The sequence below is a fragment of the Streptomyces sp. NPDC051576 genome (assembly GCF_040681835.1).
Taxonomy (GTDB): domain Bacteria; phylum Actinomycetota; class Actinomycetes; order Streptomycetales; family Streptomycetaceae; genus Streptomyces.
In genome coordinates, this window is the sequence record NZ_JBFAZO010000012.1 from 267193 (window position 1) to 285866 (window position 18674).

The window sequence follows — 18674 nt, forward strand, 5'->3', positions numbered from 1 at the left end:
GGGCATGTGAGCTTCTGGGAGTACTTGGGCAACCGGCACCAGCAACTGCTCACCGACGCCTACCAGCACGCCAGCGCGGTCTTCCAGTGCATGGTCGTGGCCACGCTGATCGGGGTGGTGATCGGGGTCGTGACCTATCGGAGCGAGTGGGCGGGCAACCTGGCCACCACGACCACGTCGACCATTCTGACCATTCCGTCGCTCGCCATGATCGGTCTGCTCATTCCGATCGTGGGGCTGGGTGTTCCGCCCACCGTGATCGCTCTGACGCTGTACGGGCTGCTGCCGATCGTCCGTAACTCGATCGTGGGCCTGCGCGGTGTCGATCCGTCCCTGGTGGACGCGGCGAAGGGCATCGGGATGTCCCGGCCGATGCGGCTGGTGCGGGTCGAACTGCCGCTGGCCTGGCCGCCGATCCTCACCGGCATCCGGGTCTCCACGCAGATGCTGATGGGCATCGCGGCCATCGCGGCGTACGCCTCCGGGCCCGGCCTCGGTAACGAGATCTTCCGCGGCATCGGCTCGCTGGGCAGCAAGAACGCCCTCAATCAGGTGCTCGCGGGCACGCTCGGGATCATCGTCCTGGCGCTGCTGTTCGACGCCGCGTACGTCCTTCTCGGACGGCTGACCATTCCCAGGGGGATCCGTGCCTGAGCCAGCGACGACCACCTCGGGCGCCTCCATCGAGCTGGAGAACCTGACCAAGAGATATCCCGGCTCTCCGCAGCCGGCGGTCGACAACGTCAACATGGAGATCAAGGCGGGCGAACTCGTCGTCTTCGTCGGTCCCTCCGGCTGCGGCAAGTCCACCACGCTCAAGATGATCAACCGGCTGATCGAACCGACCGGCGGCCGGATCCGCATCAACGGCGAGGACGTCACCGACATCGACCCGGTGAAGCTCCGCCGCAAGGTCGGCTACGCGATCCAGTCGAGCGGTCTCTTCCCGCACATGACCGTCGCCCAGAACATCGCGCTGGTGCCGAGGATGATCGGCTGGTCGAAGTCCCGGATCAGGGACCGGGTGGAGGAGATGCTCGACCTCGTCGGGCTCGACGCCGGCGAGTTCCAGGGCCGCTATCCGCGCCAGCTCTCCGGCGGCCAGCAGCAACGCGTGGGCGTGGCACGGGCGTTGGCGGCCGACCCACCGGTCCTGCTGATGGACGAACCGTTCGGCGCGGTCGACCCGATCACCCGCGACCACCTCCAGGACGAGTTGATCAGGCTCCAGCACGAGCTGCACAAGACGATCGTGTTCGTCACCCACGACTTCGACGAGGCGATCAAACTGGGCGACCGGATCGCCGTGCTGCGCGAACGCTCGCACATCGCGCAGTTCGACACCCCGGAGGCGATCCTCACCAACCCGGCGGACGACTTCGTGTCCGGGTTCGTGGGCGCCGGGGCCGCCCTCAAGCGGCTGAACCTGACCCGCGTACGGGACGTGGAGATCACCGACTATCCGACGGTGACCGTGGACGACCCGCTCCAGAACATCTTCGACCGGCTCCGCGACAGCGGCACCAACGAGATCCTGCTGCTCGACAAGCGCGGCCGGCCCTACAAGTGGCTGCGGCGCGGCGACATGATGCGCGCCAAGGGTTCGCTGGCCCGCGCCGGCACGCTGGTCAGCGACACCGTGACCCGGGACGCGACACTCCGGGACGCGCTGGAGGCGGTGCTGACGGACAACGCGGGGCGGGTCGCGGTCACCGGGCGGCGCGGCGAGTACACCGGTGTCGTCGACATGGAGACGCTGATGAACTCCGTGCACGAACTCCTCGAAGCGGACCGGCTGGAGGCGATGGAGGCGCAGCACGAGCTGGAGGAGGCGCGGGTCCTCCAGACGCACGCCGAGCAGGAGGGCGCCGGAGGGGAGGTGAAGGCGTGAGCATCACCCCCGAGCTGGACGAACTGGACGAGGACGAGACGGAGGCCCCGACGCCGCCGACTCCCCCGAAACGCCGGATCACCTGGCAGAAGCTGACGATCCTGCCCGCGTTCCTGGTGGCGGTGCTGCTGGCGACCTGGCTGTGGTTCAACCAGGCGGACCTGGACGCCATCTCCGAGAACGCGCTCTCCAACGGCCAGGTGAGCAAGGCCCTTTGGCAGCACGTCCAACTGACCGTGATCTCCACGTTCTTCGTGCTGATCATCGCGATCCCGCTGGGCATCCTGCTGACCCGCAGGGCGTTCCGTAAGGCCGCCCCGGTGGCGATGACGTTCGCCAACATGGGCCAGGCGACCCCGGCGATCGGCCTGTTGGCCCTCCTGGTGATCTGGCTGGGCACCGGCGAGAAGGCCGCGCTGATCGGCATCATCATCTACGCCGTGCTGCCCGTACTGTCCAACACCATCGCCGGCCTGAAGGCCAACGACCCCACGCTCCTGGAGGCGGCCCAGGGCATCGGCATGTCCCAACTCGGCGTCCTGGCAAGGGTGGAGCTGCCCCTCGCGGTCCCACTGATCCTGGCGGGCGTCCGTACGGCCCTCGTCCTCAACGTCGGTACGGCGACGCTGGCGACCTTCGGCGGGGGCGGCGGCCTGGGCGTCCTGATCACCACCGGCATCACCACTCAACGCATGCCGGTGCTGGTCCTGGGCTCGATCCTCACGGTCAGCCTCGCCCTGCTGGTGGACTGGCTGGCCTCGCTGGCCGAACTGCTGCTGCGGCCAAGGGGATTGGAGGCGGGCGCGTGAAACGCACCTGTCTGGTGACGGTCGGCGCGCTCGTCGTGGTCTCCGGCTGCGGACTGACCAGCGGCTCCCCCATGGTCGACGACGTCGGCCCCGGCACGGTCGGCAAGGGCGAGCCCCTCAAGGGCGCCCATCTCACCGTCACCTCCAAGGAGTTCACCGAGCAGCTCATCCTCGGCGCGATGATGGGCATCGCCTTCGAGGCGGCCGGCGCGGACGTCCTGGACCGGACCGGCATCCAGGGTTCGATCGGCGCCCGGGAGGCGGTCAAGTCCGGTGACGCGGACGGGATGTACGAGTACACCGGCACCGCGTGGATCACCTACCTCGGCAACAGCAAGCCGATCACCGACCCGATGAAGCAGTGGCAGGCGGTCCGGGACGCGGACCTCAAGAACGGCCTGACCTGGCTGCCCCCGTCCACCCTCAACAACACCTACGCCCTCGCCATGAACCAGGCCAACTTCAAGAAGTACGGCACGAAGACGCTGTCGGAGGTGGCCGCGCTGGCGAAGAAGAACCCCGGTGCGGTGACCCTGTGCGTGGAGAGCGAGTTCGCCAACCGCGCGGACGGCCTGCCCGGCATGGAGAAGGCGTACGGCATGAACATCCCGGCGAAGAACATCACCCAGATGGACACCGGGATCATCTACACCCAGGTGGCGAAGGGCAGTTGCACCTACGGCGAGGTCTTCACCACCGACGGCCGCATCAAGTCGATGAACCTCGCGGTGATGTCCGACGACAAGAAGTTCTTCCCCAACTACAACGCGGCCCCCGAGATCAACACCAAGGCCCTGAAGAAGTGGCCGGCGATCGCGGAGGTCCTCGCCCCGGTCACGAAGAAGCTGAACAACACGGTGGCGCGGACGCTGAACGCGAAGGTGGATGTCGACGGGGAGGATCCGCATCAGGTGGCGTTGGACTGGATGAAGGCGGAAGGGTTGGTCAAGTAGGGCTCGCGAAGGGCGAGTTACAAAGGACAAGTTGCAAAGAAGACGTTGCAAGCAGTCCTTTGCAACGCTACCTTTGTACGCATGCCGGAACAGCACAACTTGCGGAAGCTGGACGCCCGTTCGCTGCGCGGACTCGCCCACCCCCTGCGGATGGAACTGCTCAACGCGCTGCGGCGGCACGGCCCCGCCACCGCGTCGATGCTCGCCGAGCGGCTGGGCGAGTCCAGCGGCGCCACCAGTTACCACCTGCGGCAGCTCGCCACACACGGCTTCGTCGAGGACGCCCCGGAGCGCGGCAAGGGGCGGGAGCGCTGGTGGAAGGTGGTGGACCAGGGCATCTCCATGGAGGACGACCTGCACCAGAGCTCCGATCCGACGGTGCGCGGAGCGGCCGAGGTACTCCTCCAGGGACTCGCCTCCCAGCACGGCCGGGAGCTGTCGGAATGGCTGGCCACCCGCGACCAGTGGTTCGGCGCATGGTCGGACCACGCGATGGACCTGAGCGACTGGGAACTACGCCTGACCCCGGCGCTCTCCCGCGAACTCATCGGAAAGATCCACGAGTTGCTCAGCAGCTACAAGGACAGCGAAGCCGCCGAGGACAACCCGGAAGCGGAGCAGGTCCGCCTCCACACGCACGTCTTCCCCATCGCCACGGACCGAAGGAAACCCCAGTGATCGACCCCGAGACCCATCTCGCCCTGCACCACACCCGAGCTGCCGACCTTCGCGCCCAGGCCGACGCCCACCGCCTCGCCCTCGCCGCCAAGCCTCCGCGGGAACTCCGTACCCGCCTCGGCTGGACCCTCGTAGAACTCGGTCTGCGTCTCGCCGCGTCCGCCCCGAAGCCCGCCGCCGCCTAACAGCCCGGCACCGACCCCTTACCCGTCTCCAGCGCCCCCAGCGCACTGACCGCACCCTTCAGCGAAGTCACCGCAACGAGCCGTAGCCCCTTGGGCAGTTCGGACTTGGCGTCCGTGCACTCGGCCTTCGGTACCAGGAACACCGTCGCGCCGTCGCGTCGCGCGGCCTGGGTCTTGAGGGCCACTCCGCCGACCGCGCCGACCGTGCCGTCGGTGCTGATCGTGCCCGTACCGGCGATCGTGCGGCCGCCCGTGAGGTCGCCGCCGTTGCCGTCGCCCTTGAGCTTGTCGATGATGCCCAGGGTGAAGAGCAGACCGGCGCTGGGGCCGCCGACGTCGGCGAGTTTGAGGGTGACCTTGACGTTCTTGTCGCTGAGGTTCAGGTAGTCGAGGGCGGCCGTGGTCGCGTCGTCCTGCGACTCCTTCATCTGTTCCGTGTTGTGCTGCTCGATCTCCTTGACGCTGTTGCCGCTCGGGTAGACCGAGTCACGCGGCATGACAGCCCGATCGGTACGGAACCAACTGTCGATCACATCGCTCAACGAGACATGCTGATCGGGTCCGGTCGCCTCGATCGTCGTCATGCGCAACTGACCGCTCGTCGTCCGCACCGGCGCCCCGGAGATCGTGATGACCGGGGTGCCCTGGTTCTCGCCGAGCACGTTCGCGGTCAGCCCGGGCTGCGCCAGCGAGAAAGGCAGCGGCGCGAAGCCCGCCGTGGCGAGCAGTGCCACGACGGGCAGGGCGCAGACGGCGACGGCCTGGGGGCGCGTGAGGCGAGAGAGGAGCACGGGATCAATCTAACGCGACGGTCACTTCCGGCCACGCGCCGGTCACCTCACGAACACGTCTCCCCGTCCGCGGAAGCCCCGCGGAAGCCCCGCGGAAGCCTCAGCGCAGCGCCTCCGCGACCTCCCTCGCCGCGTCCACGACCCGCGGCCCCACCCGCTCGGGCACGGCGTCGGCCAGCATCACGACCCCGACGCTGCCCTCGACGCCGGTGACACCGAGCAGCGGTGCGGCGGCGCCACTGGCCCCCGCCTCCAACTCCCCGTGCGTCAGCGTGTATCCGGGCTCGTCCGCCCCCTGGTGCCGGGCGGCGAGGATCGCCCGGCCCGCGGCTCCCTTGTCCAGGGGATGACGGAAGCCGGCCCGGTAGGCCACGTGGTAGTCGGTCCAGGTCGGCTCGACCACCGCGACGGCGAGGGCGTCCGCCCCGTCGACCAGGGTGAGATGAGCGGTCGCCCCGATGTCCTCGGCCAGCGACCGCAGCGCGGGCAGTGCCGCCTCCCGTACCAGCGGATGCACCTGCCGGCCGAGCCGCAGCACCCCCAGTCCGACCCGGGCGCGGCCGCCCAGATCACGGCGTACGAGTGCGTGCTGTTCGAGTGTTGCCAGCAACCGGTACACGACGGTCCGGTTGACGCCCAGTTTGTTGGATAGCTCGGTGACGGTCAGCCCGTGGTCCGTATCGGCCAGCAGTTTGAGGACGCGCAGTCCCCGGTCGAGCGTCTGAGAGGTCTCCGCGGTCACGACGCCCACTCCTTAGGTGGTGAGGTCGGCAGCCTCCTCGCGGCGGATGCGTCACCGAGTCCCGTCAGTGACGCGCTTCAGAGGCCGCCGATAGGCAGGACGGCCCGGTGAGTCCGGGCCCAGTCGCTTCACGGCTGCGCTCCGCGGCGGCGCTGCCACGGGGCGTGTGCGTAGCGGGACAGTAGCGAAGGCGGTTCGCTGAGCGGAAGTCTCCGTCCAGAATCCGGTCACCGACTGGTACGGACCGACTCGCTTCCTGTCGTTATGTCCTGACCTGCCCCTCGGCCTTACGCAATTTCCGCACAGATGTGCGGGCCGACCGGGCGGGGTCAGCGCATACGCGTGGCCCACTCCTGGACCTTGGCGATGCGCTGCCGCAGCTGCCCGGCCGTGGCCTCGGCGCTCGGCGGGCCGCCGCAGGTGCGGCGCAGCTCGGTGTGGATGACCCCGTGCGGTTTGCCGGTCTGGTGGACGTACGCGGAGACCATGGTGTTGAGCTGCTTGCGCAGCTCCATCATCTCCTTGTGCGAGACGACCGGCCGACGCTCCGCCGGCAGCTCCAGTAGGTCGGCCTCCTCGTCCGGCTTCTTGCGGCTGTGCGCGATCTGCCGGGCCTGCCGCTTCTGGAGCAGCATCTGCACCTGGTCGGGTTCGAGGAGCCCGGGGATACCGAGGTAGTCCTGCTCCTCCTCGCTCCCCGGGTGCGCCTGCATGCCGAACTCGGCACCGTCGTAGAGCACCCGGTCGAAGACGGCCTCGGACTCCAGCGCCTCGAAGGCGAACTGCTCCTGCTCGCCGGTGTCCTCGTCCTGCTCCTTGTTCGCCTCGTCCATCTCCTTCTCGGACTCGGCGTAGGGGTCCTCCTCGCCCTCCTTCTTCGGCTTGTCGAGGGCGTGGTCGCGTTCGACCTCCATCTCGTTGGCGAAGGTGAGGAGGTCGGGCACGGTCGGGAGGAAGACGGAGGCGGTCTCGCCGCGCCGCCGGGAGCGCACGAAGCGTCCGACGGCCTGGGCGAAGAAGAGAGGGGTGGAGATGGTGGTGGCGTACACCCCGACCGCGAGCCGCGGCACGTCGACGCCCTCGGACACCATGCGGACGGCGACCATCCACCGGTCGTTGCTCGCCGCGAAGTCGTCGATCCGCTTCGAGGCCCCGGTGTCGTCGGACAGGACGACGGTCGCCTTGCTGCCGGTGATCTCGCGGATCAGCTTGGCGTAGGCGCGTGCGGAGTCCTGGTCGGAGGCGATGACGAGCGCGCCGGCGTCCGGGATGCCCTTGCGGACCTCGGTCAGCCGCTGGTCGGCGGCGCGCAGCACGCTCGGCATCCACTCGCCGCGCGGGTCCAGGGCCGTACGCCAGGCCTGGCTGATCGCGTCCTTGGTCATGGGCTCGCCGAGCCGGGCGGCGATCTCGTCGCCGGCCTTGGTCCGCCAGCGCATGTTGCCGCTGTAGGAGAGGAAGATGACGGGCCGGACGACGTGGTCGGCGAGCGCGTTGCCGTAGCCGTAGGTGTAGTCGGCGGACGACCGCCGGATCCCGTCGTTCCCTTCTTCATACGTCACGAAGGGGATGGGATTGGTGTCCGACCGGAACGGCGTACCGGTCAGCGCGAGCCGTCGCGTGGCCGGCTCGAAGGCTTCGAGACAGGCCTCGCCCCACGATTTCGAGTCACCGGCGTGGTGGATCTCGTCGAGGATCACGAGGGTCTTGCGCTGTTCGACGCGGTTGCGGTGCAGCATGGGCCGCACGCCCACACCCGCGTACGTGACGGCGACACCGTCGTAGTCCTTGCCGAGCGGCCCGGCGCTGTACTCCGGGTCGAGCTTGATCCCTATCCGCGCGGCCGCCTCCGCCCACTGCTTCTTGAGGTGCTCGGTCGGCGCGACGACGGTCACCTGCTGCACGACATGGTGGTGCAGCAGCCAGGAGGCGAGGGTGAGCGCGAAGGTCGTCTTGCCGGCGCCCGGCGTCGCGACCGCGAGGAAGTCCCGCGGCTGCTCCTGGACATACCTCTCCATCGCCCCCTGCTGCCAGGCCCGCAGCTTGCTCGCGGTGCCCCAGGGGGCGCGGCCGGGGAAGGCGGGAGAGAGGTGGTGGGAGGACGTCGCAGAAGGGACGGACGGGGCGGCTGAGGCGGAGGAGGCGGTAGTAGTCACGGTCTCCGGGTTCGGGGGTAGGGCGGCTCGGCTACGGCTGGCTACGGCAACGGGGCTACGTATGACAACCGGGCCACCCTACCGGCGGGGTGGTGTGGGGGCGGGCGGACTGCGCCGGGGGTGAGGGGGATGGGACTGAGGTCACAGTCAGCGCGCGAAGCGCGGCAGCTGGGCGGCGATCCTGGGCACGTCCAGGGCACCTTGGCAGACGTCCAGCACGGATTTCTCGGCCTCGTCCGAGGGACTCCATGAGCACGGCGGCCTTCCGCCACCCGTCCGGACAGGCGTCCTGCCCTACGACACTCAACTGGGGGTGAACGAGCGCCGAGTCGAGGAGGCCGTGGTCGCGCACCTCCTCCGTCCGGAGCCGCCTGCCGAGGTCGAGCTGCTCGGGGAGCGGGAGGTAGTGCGTCAGGCGAGCCTCCGGTTCAGCTCGGCGCCGGCCTTCAGCACGTGCTGGGCCGCCTCGTCGAACAGCCTGGCGTGCTCGCCGATGGCAGCCATCACAGCGTCGTGGGCAAAGGCCTGCATGCTGCGTCCCTCCGCGACCGCGCGCTCGCGCAGCGCGTCGAGTTCCCCGTCCGTGAACCGCAGATTCAGCCTGGCCATATGCCGACGGTACCGGGCGGTGTTACTTCGTTCCGGCCCGCACCCGCGTGGACACCCACGCCCCCACCAACGCCACCCCCGCCATCGGCAGGAACACCGCGGCGAACGCGCCCGGATGCGCACCGGAGACCCCACTCGCCCCGCTCCCCGCATGGGCCACCGCCCCACCCCCCAACGCCCCGAAGGCCGCGCCCCCGACCGAGAGGAGCACGACGTTGGACAGCCCGTCGGAGATCTGCAGCGCGGCGGAGTTGGCGCCGGCCTCCGCCGGAGCGGAGAGCTGGAGCAGCAGCACGCTGGTGGAGGAGATCACCAGCCCCATCCCGAAACAGCCGAACGCCCATGCGACGGCCAGGGTCCACACCGGCACCGTATGGATGAGGACACTGGGCGCCGCGACGATGGCGGCGGCCACCAGCACCATCCCGAACGTCATCAGCCGTTCCCGGTACGGCTCGGCCCGCGCCCGCGCCTGCACCCACGACCCGAGCGCCCAGGTCCCGCCGCCCGCCGCGAGCGAGAACCCGGCCAGGGTCGGCGACAGCCCCCGCTGGGTGACCAGCATCAACGGCACGAAGGACTCGGCCGCGATGAACGACCCCGCGGCCACCCCGCGCAGCAGCACGACCGAGGGCAGTCCGCGCGCCGCCCGGTACGTACCGCGCGGCAACAGCCCGAGCACGGCGGGCACGAGCAGCGCGACTCCGAGGAGCGCCGGGACGACGGACAACCACCGCAGATCCTGGGCGGCGTACTGGAAGAGCCCGGCGCCGAGGGAGATACCGAGGGCGAGCCGGATACGGCGCCGGTCGAAGGAAGCGGGCGACGCACCGTTGTTCACCACCGGCCCGGCCGCCCGCCGCCGTATCTGCGGAAGCGCGAGCGCGAGCGGGAACACCACGAGCACCGGGATCCCGACGAACACCCAACGCCAGCCGAGCTGTTCGGTCACCGCCCCGGCGGCGAGCGGCCCCACGACGGACGGCACGACCCAACTCGCCGCGAACGCGGCCATGATGGCGGGCCGCAACCGCTCCGGATAGGCCCGTCCCACGACCACATACAGAGCGACGATGACCAGCCCGCCCCCGAGCCCCTGCACGGCCCGCCCCAGGATGAACACCCACATGACCCCGGCGGTCCCCGACACCAGCAGCCCGGCCGCGAAGGCACCGATCCCGGTGGTCAACGGCCCCAGCGGCCCCCGCCGGTCCGACCACTGCCCGGCGAACACCATCCCGAACAGGCTGGTGGTGAAGTACCCGGAGAACGCGAACGCGTACAGCGACACCCCGCCCAGCTCCCGAGCCGCGATGGGCATGGCCGTCCCAACCGCCGTCGCCTCGAAGGCGATCAGCAGCACGACGGACACGATCCCGACGCTGAGCGCCCGATACGACCGCCCGAGCACCCCCTCGCGACATTCGCCCGTCAGGTCGGTGGCGGTATCCGTGACAGCGGCGTCACGCGGTTCGAGGACGGTCATGGGGGCCAGCGTAAGACCCATCCGCCAGGTTGACCCCTGTCGAAAGAAGGGCCCACCACTGAGACCTTGGTCGTACGACCGAGCTTGCCCAACCTATCGACATTCGATAGATTCCCATCGCAACTCGATGGAAGGACAAGCCGTGGGAACACTGACAGTGCGTGCGCTGCGCGCCGTGCTCGTGGTGGTGCTGGCCGGCACGGTGTTCGTGCAGGCAGGGATGGTGTGGACGCTGGTCAGCGGGAACGACCCGGAGGACGGCTCGCTGCCGCTGACCCCGCTGCGCGTGATCACGATCCTGGGCATGGTGACGGCCCAGGTCGCCCTGGTCTGCGTATGGCGGCTGGTGACGATGGTGCGGCACGGAACCGTCTTCTCCCGCGGCGCCTTCCGGTACGTGGACATGATGATCCGCGCGATCGTGGCGGCGGCCCTGCTGTGGTTCGCGGTCACGGGCATCAACGCACCGGGCCAGCGGGACGACCCGGGCGTCACCGTCATCATGGCCGGCGTCGGCGTGGCCATCCTCGGGGTCGCGCTCATCGTGCTCGTGCTGCGGATGCTGCTCGCCCAAGCGGCGCGGATGCAGGCCGAGTTGGACGAGGTGATCTGATGCCGATCGCCGTCGACATCGACGTGATGCTGGCCAAGCGCAAGATGTCCGTGGGCGAACTGGCGGACCGCGTCGGTATCACCCCCGCCAACCTGGCGGTCCTCAAGAACGGCCGCGCCAAGGCGGTCCGCTTCGCGACACTCGCCGCCCTCTGCGAGGTCCTCAAGTGCCAGCCGGGGGACCTGCTGCGCTGGGAGGCGGAGGACACGGCGGGCGAATGACGGAGTGCCCTCCCTCATCCTCATTCATGAACGCGGTATGGCAGTCCTGTTGCACCAGCCCCGGCACTCTTGTCCGAGCCTGCCTCCCGCCCCTACGGTCAACTCACCAAACACGGCCGTGTGCCCGAGTGGTTCAGGGACTCGCCTGCAAAGCGAGTTACGCGGGTTCGATTCCCGCCACGGCCTCAAGTGCCTGACCAGGAAAAACGGAAGGGCGACACTCCAGGAGGAGTGTCGCCCTTTTGGTCGTCCGTCTCAGTTGCCGTCTCAGTTTGCCCGCTCAGCAACCTTCAGTTCCTGGGGCGACGCCAAAGGGCAATCACACCGGCTATGAACGCAACCACAAGCCACCGCGCCCTCCGCGATGCAGTTCGGCCACCAGAGGCTTGAGTCCGAACTGGCAGTTGCCTACCGGCTGCCGTCTGAGTCCGTCGTGAGGGCCTAGAAGACTCAAGCGCCACAAGAAGTCCAAGAATCGCGCCCACTCCGAGGACTATCAAGTCCGTCGAGTGATCGACCCAGAAACGTGTCTGCTCGTCTGTGCAGGTGACGCCCACAAAAGAGTCCTGCTCCAAGTGATCCCACACGACCACATTGGGCGCAGTCCGCTCGGCGGTGTCAGGATACGCCTCTTGGGGTTCATCTTCACCCTGGCACTGAACAGCCAAATTTTCACCGGAAGTTACGGCACGATATCGAGCAACGGGCAGGTCTTTGGGAACTGCCACCGGCCCGGGACCCTGCGGCTTCGCACCCGGCAGATGGAAAGAGTATTTCCCCCACCCGACTCGCCGAATATGCGGTGTCGTGTAGGTTATTTCAGCGTAGTCATCCTTCAGTTTTTCTCCAGCGCTGACACGCAGCACCGCAGCATCACCTTTCGCGGGGCCTTGATCAACGCTTTGCTCTCGGGTGAACCCAGTCAAGTGCACGTTGGCAGCGTCGTCAGGTATCAGAGTTGCGATAACACAGGACCCCTCACCCGAGAATTGCCGAGTTATGTTAAAGCTGGCGTTGAATTGATATCCGCGACCAGCGACGACCACGACGATCGAGTAGTCCGATATACCGACGCTCGCGCCTTCCGTGCACCAGGTGCTGAGTCCAACAAAATCAGGGTTTCGAGGCGGATCAGATGGGCGGTCTTGAAAGACAACCCAGGCTCCGAACACAACCATCCCGGTGGCCAAAAGCAGGGCGCCACGACGGACCCAGGCGACATTACGGCGCGCTCCAGCAGCGCCACGTCGCATCACACGAATCAAGCCCTCCAAGCCCCTCACGGTGTCAGTCCATCACATACGCGCTACGCGCATGTGCCGCTTGGTTGGATCGATTGCGCAGCTTTCGCTCGCTGACATACATCTCGGCCTCACCGCGCCACCGAGCTATGGGAGCAGAGGCCGAGGCGAGGTCTGGACGGCCGCCCCGGCCTCGTATAACTTTCGCTCAGGCAGATTCCGAGGGACCTTCCTCCGCCTTCCAGATCAGATCGTCAACTTGCTTCGCGACACCCGACCGCACGGCATCGACGATGTGCTGGTACCTCGCGGCCATGGCCGTGGTGGACCACCCCATGAGCCCCATGACGGCACGCTCGGGGACACCGAGGATCAGCAGGACCGTGGCGGCCGTGTGGCGCGCGTCGTGCAGCCGACCGTCGCGCACCTTCGCCTTAACCAATAGATCCTTCCACTCAGTCCAGTCGCGACGGTGGGACGGGCTACGGCCGTGTTCATCCGGGAAGACCAGGCCGTTCTCTTCCCAACGCTTCCCGGCCGCTTCCCGCTCGGCTTCCTGCGCCTTGAGGTGCGCACGGAGTAGGTCAACGAGCTGTTCGGGGAGGCCGACCGCGCGGCGGCCGGCGCGCGACTTGGTGACGGTCAACTCCGGGTTCGTCCGTCGCTTCTGCGGGCAGTACCCGGCGGCCTTGCGTCCACACGGCTCGGTGCACCCGTGGGCGTACTGCGGCCGGTGGCGGCTACGGCGGACCATGAGGAACCCACCGTCAAGGTCCACGTCCACCCACTGCAACCCCAGCACCTCCCCTTGACGCAGACCGAGCGCGAGGGCAACGGCCCACCGTGCCGAGTTGCGGTACTGGTCGGCGGCCTTCAACAGCCGCTGTACCTCTTGGACGGTGTAGGGCTCTACCTCGTGATCCCCCGTCTTCGGCGCCTTGGCCAACAGCACCGGGTTCTTGCCGAGATGCCCCCGCCGTACAGCCTCGTTGAGCGCGGCGCGGAAGGTGCGGTGCACCTGGTGAGCGGTCGCGGGCTTACTGCCGTTGGCCTGCATCTTGGCGTAGAACACCTCGATGTGCTCCGGCTTCACCCTGTCGAGACGGTGGGCCCCCAAACCGGGAATAAGGTGCTTCCGAACGGCCACGCGGTACCCGACCATCGTGTTGTCGTTGACGGCGAGGGGCGCGACGTTCTCAACCCAGTGCGTCAGCCACGCCTTGACCGTCCACGCTTTGCCGGGCTTCCGCACGGTCTTGGCTTCACGCTGCTTCTCCAACTCGCTTACAGCGGACGTCACTTCGGCGCGCGTCTTACGCTCGACATGACGGCGGTCCGGCGTGCCGTCATCGCGGACACCGACGGTGACACGGCCGTGCCATTTGCCGTCCTTACCGAAGTAGATCGAGCTTCGGCCGTTGGGTTGCCGAGTGCGCTTCTTCTTGTCCTCTGCCACAGGCAGACTCCTGTTTCTCGTGTGTCGGGATAGAGACCAGGGCGGCGGGCTGTCCTGTCCGGGAGTGCCGCCGCCCCGGGCGTCGTCAAGCGGCTTGGTGGGCGGTACGGAGTCGGGTCACGTACGCGGCCGGCGCGTCGGCGGGGACACGCCGAAGTCCACCGACCATGACGGACTCCAGTTGTCCGGTGCGGATGAGCTGGAAGCAGGTGGTGCGGCCGATTCGGAGGCGGCGGGCGGCCTCTTCGACCTTGAGGAGTACGAGGGTGTCGTCGATTGCGTTGGCAGGGGCCGTGTCCATGCGGAGATCTCCCAGGGGCGAGGAGCGGGCTTGGGGGCCTTGCGGGGTGGCGGATGGCGCGTCTGTCCGAGGTGAGGATTTCTGCGTCATTGCGTCATCCGCGTCATTCAGGCTTCTGACCTGCGGCTTTGAGTGACGCAGGGGGCAAGGCCTGCGTCATGGGTGCGTCATCGGTGACGCGGCCCATGACGCAGGTGACGCAGGATGACGCAGGCACGGCCGTCTGCGTCATGCTTGTCTGCCCAGGCCAAGGGCCGTTTTCCGACTCGCATGACGCAGATGACGCAGCGTCTCCCCCTCTTAGGACAAAGAGAGAGGAGGGTGTCTTCTGTAGTGCGCCGCCTCGCTCAGAACGTGAAGAAGGAGCCGCTGCGCGGCGCGACCTTGGCGCGGCGCGCTGCGCCGAACAGCAAGAAGAGCACCCCGGGCGAGGCGCGTGGTGCTCTTCTTGCTTGTCCGCGTGAGCGTGTGGAGCGCGGGTCAGTACATCCGCTGTTGCTCGTGCGGGGGCGCCGGGGCGGGGCGGGTCATTTCCAGGTACCGGCCCTCGCTGGTGCGGCCCGTGTCGATGAGGACACCTCGGGCCGCGAGGGTGGGCTGTAGGCGCTTGAGACGGTCGGAGAGCACCTTGCCCGTGGTCGGCCACCCCTTGGGCAGCGGGCGGCAGTCGTCGCCGCTGTAGCGCTGGCTGAGACAGTTGAGCCACTCCGTGGACGTCATCCGCTCCGCCGTGCCCGGCTCGATTGTCTCGGCGTGCTTGAGGACGGTCTGTGCCAACAGGTCGCCCTCGATCACGTCGTCGTTCAGGTCGTCCAGCCGAGCCCGGTACGCAGCCAGCGCTCCGAGCCCGGTCGCCGCATCGAGCTGCGCGCACAGGTGCGCGAAGTCCGCCATCCGCAGGTCGGTGGGCGTCTCCGCGTCCACAGCGCGGACCTTGACCGTGAGGTCGAGCAAGGACCCGAGCACGACGGGCAGAACTTCCTTGTACTCCGCCCACAGTTCGGCCTCAGTTCGCCTCACTCGGGGCCGTTCCAGGCGCAGCGGCAGAAGCCGTTCCGCAAGGTCGGGACGGATGACGCCCACGTCGATGCCGGTCAGCAGCAACGGCCGGCGGTAGCCGACGCGGAACACGTCCCCGTCCGTGAACAGGGCACGCTTGACGCTTTCGGCGCCTGTAACGATGCAGCACATGGCGTCGGACAGGTCCGGCGTCATGTGGGAGAGGTTGTCCAGAGCGGTGACCCATCCCGCTGCCACGGCGGCGATCAGGTTCTCCTCATCCTTCGGAGCGCGACGCAGATCGCCGCTCATGCCCTCGATGATCCGTACCAGCATCCGCCCGCCGGTCGACTTCCCCGCGCCCTGGGGGCCGGTGAGGAACGGGGCGGGCACTGGGACGGACGGACCGAGGCAGCCGATCAGCCACGCGATGGCCAGGCACTCGGTTTCCGCGCCGGCGAAGTTGCACAGCCGCATCAGCAGGTCGATGCCCTTGCCGTTGGTGTCCTTGACGGGCAGGGGGAGTTCCCCGGTGAGCTGGGTGCGACGCCAGCACACTTCCTGCGGGTCCGGGGTGAGGATGTCCCAGCCGGTCGGGTGGATACGCACGGACTGCCCGTCGTCGCGTCCCAGGTCCAGCCAGGTTGCCCCGTCGAATCCGGGGGCGACGCGGATGTGCACGGGCTGCACGTCCTCCGTCAGCGCGAGTGCTTCGATGAGGTCCAACGCCTCTTTCAGCGCGCTGCCGTTGAACGCGCCGCGTCCGTCGCGGTAGAGGCCGACCATGAGTTCCTGGCGGTGACTGCCGGTGGTGCCCTGGGAGCGGATCGGGCGGGCGATGGGCTGGCCGTTCTTCTGCGCGTACACGGTCCCGTCCGGGGTGCGGAAGTACCGGAAGTGGGCCTGCGCGTAGTCGGTGATGATCGCGCGGGCGGGGGTCTTCTCGTCGTCGGACATGGTCACAGTCCCAACGTGGTGAGGGCGTTGGTCCACGCGTCCGTGCAGTGCCGGGGCGTTTCACCCTTGGCCTGCGCGGCGGTGAACAGCCGGGCGACGTGCGTGTCCGTGAGGCAGCCACACCGCCCGTGCGTGGACAGCACCGCCAGGAACGTCCGGTAGACGGTCGCGTGCACCGCCTCCCGGGCGCCGGTGATGCTCTGCTCCGCCATCGCGATCCCACGGTCCAGGAACACGGGCGAGCGATGGCGGCACACCCCGCTTTGGCCTCCCAAGGGTGCTGAGACGGCCTGTGGCGCCCTACGGGCCGCCGGACGGTCCGTTAGCGCCAGGGAGCGCACAGAGTCCGGGAGAGGGGCCATGGCACCGCTTCCCCATCCGAGCCAACGGGCGTATGCCATAAGGGACTTGATGTCCACGCCGAGCCGCACCGCGTTGGCGGACGGCATGACGCCCCGGTAGATCCAGTGCTCACCTCGGGTCGTCGGCACAGTCCGGGTGGCGGGCAGTGCCGTGCGGGCCCATGCGATTGCCGTCGCGTTGTCCAGGTCGACGACGGTCAGCCCGGCGCCGCCGGGGTGGTAGGCGACCGCCGCCGCCCGACGCCACGCGGTCGCCCACTGCGGCGAGGTGAGGGTGTGCGGGTTGGTGGTCGCGGCGGCCCACGCGTGGCACGGCGCCGCGCACCGGCAGGGGCCCGCCGCCTTCATGTTGGGCCGTCCACCGCACGCATTCTCCTTGCACGTACGGCAGTTGCCGAACGGGACCTTGCCCGCCCGCAGGGGCAGGACCGGAACACCGGCCGCCGCGAGGTGCAGCGCGCTACGCAGGTGGTTCCCGTCCGAGTGATTCCCGTCGGCGTGCCGCCGGGCCTTGCAGTCAGGTGTCATGCTGTAGGTCTCCTGTTCTGCTACGTCGGGATCGGAGACCGTGGGTGGCGGGCTGTCCTGTCCGGGAGTGCCGCCGCCCACGGGCAGAGCTAGAAGGGCGGTTCGTTGCTGTAGCCGTCGGGCCCCCACGGGTCGCGGCTGTTGGCGCGGCGACGCAGCCACCGGGGCCGGCGCGGCAGGGGCATCAGCGGCCAGCGACGGGACTCGTTCCAGCAGTCGCAGAACTCGATGTCGCTGCCGGCGTACTCGCCGTTGTGGTCACCGTAGGGGTGCTCGATGCCCCCGAATCCCTCGCAGTTGGAGCAGTCGGTGCGGGGCGTGTCGGTCAGGACCAGGGACCTGCGGGGCCAGTGGGCGACCTGAATGCGCAGTCGGATCATGGGTGTTGTCCTCCCTTGTCAGCCGTAGAACTTGTTCCGCTTGATGACGGCCCTGCGGATGTTGACCGTGGTCCCGCCCCGGTGCCCGCCCGCGCTGAAGACCTGCACGGCGATCCAGCCGCCGAAGATGACGGCGGCGAGGATGACGAGTTGGGTGATCAAGGCGGTCAGGGCGGTGATGAAGGCGGTGAGCATGAGCAGTCCGCCGCACACCGCGAGGAACCCCACTCCCCCGAGCGCGATATTCACCGCCGTCCGCGAGACGGCCGGCTTGACGGCGACCGGTTCGGGCTTGGCGGGCTCCATGGCGTACCCGGTGACGATCCGTCCATCGGGGAGGACGATGCTCGCCACGGACGGGATGGTGCCCGGCTGCATGGGCATGAGCGGCGCGGTGTGGGCGGGGACGATCGGGGTGGGGGTGTGGACTTCGACGGCCGCCGTCTCGTGTCCGGCCGGGCGGCCGTACGCGGTGGGTTCGTTCACGGTGCGTCTCTCCCTTCGAGTCAGCGGCTGATGCCGGGCACGGCGTCGGTGAAGGCGGTGACGAGTTGGTTGACCGTGTCGGCCGCGCCGGTGTGGGCGAGGTAGAAGCCGAAGAGCGCGACGACGACCAGCGCGCCGGCGCCGACCGCGCGGAAGCGCAGCAGCATCACGACGACGACGGCGAGCAGCAGAACAAGGGGGATGGTGAGGGTCACGGAACCTCCTGGGTCAGCGGTGGGTGCAGGTGGGGTAGGCGGAGCCGTGGAAGCAGCTCTTGTAGTCGTGCCGGGTAACGCGGAAGGCGTGGCGCTGGCCGTCGGTGGTGGTGACGGTGAGTTGGTAGCGCCAGCCGCCGGACTTGTAGTAGGTGGCACTGCGGTCGGTGACGGTCCCGGCCGGACCGGGCGCGTACTGCGGGCTGCACGCGGTCAGGGCCAGGACGGCGCTGATGACCGCGACGGCAGCGGCGAGAGCCTTACGCATGGCGGTTGCTCCTCCGAGGTGGTCAGCGGGTGCCGGTGCGGTAGGTGCGCGCGGCGCGGTTGTAGATCCAGCGGCCGACGCGTATGCGCTTGCCGGTGGCCTGGCAGCGTCGGCAGTCACGGCCGCGCTTGGCCTTGCCCTTGCGGTCGGTCTTGAGTTCGTGGCCCATGCCGGCGCACTTGCGGCAGTCCCCGAACGGGCTCAGCCAGCACGTGACCACGTAACCGAGGGTGACGTTCAGCAGGAATGCGGTAGCGGGCGCTGCAAGGCTCATCAGAGGCCTCTCAGAGGGATTGAAGGGGGTTTCCGCAGGTGGGCCGCTACGTGCTAGCGGCCTGATCAGGGGC

Annotated in this window: 22 protein-coding genes, 1 tRNA gene and 1 pseudogene; 9 read left to right on the forward strand and 15 right to left on the reverse strand. The window is 68.6% G+C overall.

Going from position 1 to position 18674, the window contains the following annotated elements:
* The first annotated feature begins 6 nt into the window (after positions 1-6).
* The 6 genes from AB0M63_RS34805 (at position 7) to AB0M63_RS34830 (ending at position 4516) form a co-directional block, all read left to right on the forward strand.
* Positions 7-654, forward strand: a complete 648-nt coding sequence (locus AB0M63_RS34805; RefSeq protein ID WP_355913217.1) for an ABC transporter permease — start codon at positions 7-9, stop codon at positions 652-654.
* Entirely contained in the window at positions 647-1891 is a 1245-nt protein-coding gene (locus AB0M63_RS34810) for a betaine/proline/choline family ABC transporter ATP-binding protein (protein WP_366022136.1), read from the forward strand. Before AB0M63_RS34805 ends, AB0M63_RS34810 begins: the two co-directional genes overlap by 8 nt.
* Positions 1892-1905: 14 nt before the next feature.
* Entirely contained in the window at positions 1906-2700 is a 795-nt protein-coding gene (locus tag AB0M63_RS34815) for an ABC transporter permease (protein WP_355913558.1), read from the forward strand.
* Positions 2697-3653 carry a glycine betaine ABC transporter substrate-binding protein gene (locus AB0M63_RS34820; RefSeq protein ID WP_355913211.1) on the forward strand — a complete coding sequence of 319 codons (957 nt, stop codon included), beginning with the start codon at positions 2697-2699 and terminating at the stop codon, positions 3651-3653. Before AB0M63_RS34815 ends, AB0M63_RS34820 begins: the two co-directional genes overlap by 4 nt.
* A gap of 81 nt (positions 3654-3734) precedes the next feature.
* Positions 3735-4331 carry a helix-turn-helix domain-containing protein gene (locus AB0M63_RS34825; protein ID WP_366022137.1) on the forward strand — a complete coding sequence of 199 codons (597 nt, stop codon included), beginning with the start codon at positions 3735-3737 and terminating at the stop codon, positions 4329-4331.
* Positions 4331-4516: a hypothetical protein gene (locus AB0M63_RS34830; RefSeq protein ID WP_355913555.1), complete on the forward strand. Its 186-nt coding sequence runs from the start codon at positions 4331-4333 to the stop codon at positions 4514-4516. The genes AB0M63_RS34825 and AB0M63_RS34830 overlap by 1 nt, the downstream gene beginning before the upstream one ends.
* On the opposite strand, the gene AB0M63_RS34835 is transcribed toward AB0M63_RS34830, so the two are convergent.
* The 6 genes and pseudogenes from AB0M63_RS34835 to AB0M63_RS34860 form a co-directional block, all read right to left on the reverse strand.
* Positions 4513-5307 (reverse strand): S16 family serine protease, encoded by a 795-nt coding sequence (locus AB0M63_RS34835; protein WP_355913205.1) that lies wholly within the window; start codon positions 5305-5307, stop codon positions 4513-4515. The two genes, AB0M63_RS34830 and AB0M63_RS34835, sit on opposite strands and share 4 nt — an antisense overlap.
* 100 nt (positions 5308-5407) lie before the next feature.
* Entirely contained in the window at positions 5408-6049 is a 642-nt protein-coding gene (locus AB0M63_RS34840; RefSeq protein ID WP_355913202.1) for a helix-turn-helix domain-containing protein, read from the reverse strand.
* A 329-nt stretch (positions 6050-6378) separates the two neighbouring features.
* A complete protein-coding gene (locus tag AB0M63_RS34845; protein ID WP_355913199.1) occupies positions 6379-8205 on the reverse strand; it encodes a DEAD/DEAH box helicase in 1827 nt (608 codons plus the stop codon).
* Between the two features lie 147 nt (positions 8206-8352).
* Positions 8353-8620 (reverse strand): annotated as a pseudogene (locus AB0M63_RS34850) (death-on-curing protein).
* Entirely contained in the window at positions 8617-8814 is a 198-nt protein-coding gene (locus AB0M63_RS34855) for a hypothetical protein (protein ID WP_355913196.1), read from the reverse strand. Before AB0M63_RS34855 ends, AB0M63_RS34850 begins: the two are co-directional and overlap by 4 nt.
* Before the next feature lie 22 nt (positions 8815-8836).
* On the reverse strand, positions 8837-10300 hold the full coding sequence (locus AB0M63_RS34860; RefSeq protein ID WP_366022138.1) for an MFS transporter: 1464 nt from the start codon (positions 10298-10300) through the stop codon (positions 8837-8839).
* Between the two features lie 142 nt (positions 10301-10442).
* On the opposite strand from AB0M63_RS34860, the gene AB0M63_RS34865 reads away from it, so the two are divergent.
* The 3 genes from AB0M63_RS34865 (at position 10443) to AB0M63_RS34875 (ending at position 11320) form a co-directional block, all read left to right on the forward strand.
* Positions 10443-10913, forward strand: a complete 471-nt coding sequence (locus AB0M63_RS34865) for a DUF2975 domain-containing protein (protein WP_366022139.1) — start codon at positions 10443-10445, stop codon at positions 10911-10913.
* Positions 10913-11134: a helix-turn-helix transcriptional regulator gene (locus AB0M63_RS34870; RefSeq protein WP_355913188.1), complete on the forward strand. Its 222-nt coding sequence runs from the start codon at positions 10913-10915 to the stop codon at positions 11132-11134. Before AB0M63_RS34865 ends, AB0M63_RS34870 begins: the two co-directional genes overlap by 1 nt.
* Positions 11135-11248: 114 nt before the next feature.
* Positions 11249-11320 (forward strand) — tRNA-Cys (locus tag AB0M63_RS34875).
* Positions 11321-12583: 1263 nt separating this feature from the next.
* On the opposite strand, the gene AB0M63_RS34880 is transcribed toward AB0M63_RS34875, so the two are convergent.
* The 9 genes from AB0M63_RS34880 to AB0M63_RS34920 all read right to left on the reverse strand — a co-directional run bounded on the left by AB0M63_RS34880 (position 12584) and on the right by AB0M63_RS34920 (position 18601).
* Positions 12584-13831 (reverse strand): site-specific integrase, encoded by a 1248-nt coding sequence (locus AB0M63_RS34880; RefSeq protein WP_366022140.1) that lies wholly within the window; start codon positions 13829-13831, stop codon positions 12584-12586.
* 85 nt (positions 13832-13916) lie between these two features.
* On the reverse strand, positions 13917-14132 hold the full coding sequence (locus AB0M63_RS34885; protein WP_366022141.1) for an excisionase family DNA-binding protein: 216 nt from the start codon (positions 14130-14132) through the stop codon (positions 13917-13919).
* 480 nt (positions 14133-14612) lie between these two features.
* Positions 14613-16088, reverse strand: a complete 1476-nt coding sequence (locus AB0M63_RS34890) for an ATP-binding protein (protein ID WP_366022142.1) — start codon at positions 16086-16088, stop codon at positions 14613-14615.
* A 2-nt stretch (positions 16089-16090) separates the two neighbouring features.
* Complete coding sequence (locus tag AB0M63_RS34895) at positions 16091-16978, reverse strand: bifunctional DNA primase/polymerase (protein ID WP_366022143.1); 888 nt, start codon at positions 16976-16978, stop codon at positions 16091-16093.
* Positions 16979-17067: 89 nt separating this feature from the next.
* Complete coding sequence (locus AB0M63_RS34900) at positions 17068-17358, reverse strand: hypothetical protein (protein WP_366022144.1); 291 nt, start codon at positions 17356-17358, stop codon at positions 17068-17070.
* 18 nt (positions 17359-17376) lie between these two features.
* Positions 17377-17844, reverse strand: a complete 468-nt coding sequence (locus AB0M63_RS34905; protein WP_366022145.1) for a hypothetical protein — start codon at positions 17842-17844, stop codon at positions 17377-17379.
* Between the two features lie 20 nt (positions 17845-17864).
* Positions 17865-18059: a hypothetical protein gene (locus tag AB0M63_RS34910; protein WP_366022146.1), complete on the reverse strand. Its 195-nt coding sequence runs from the start codon at positions 18057-18059 to the stop codon at positions 17865-17867.
* A gap of 13 nt (positions 18060-18072) precedes the next feature.
* Positions 18073-18327, reverse strand: a complete 255-nt coding sequence (locus AB0M63_RS34915; protein WP_366022147.1) for a hypothetical protein — start codon at positions 18325-18327, stop codon at positions 18073-18075.
* A gap of 22 nt (positions 18328-18349) precedes the next feature.
* Positions 18350-18601, reverse strand: coding sequence for a hypothetical protein (locus tag AB0M63_RS34920; RefSeq protein ID WP_366022148.1), 252 nt, complete (start codon positions 18599-18601; stop codon positions 18350-18352).
* Positions 18602-18674: the final 73 nt, after the last annotated feature.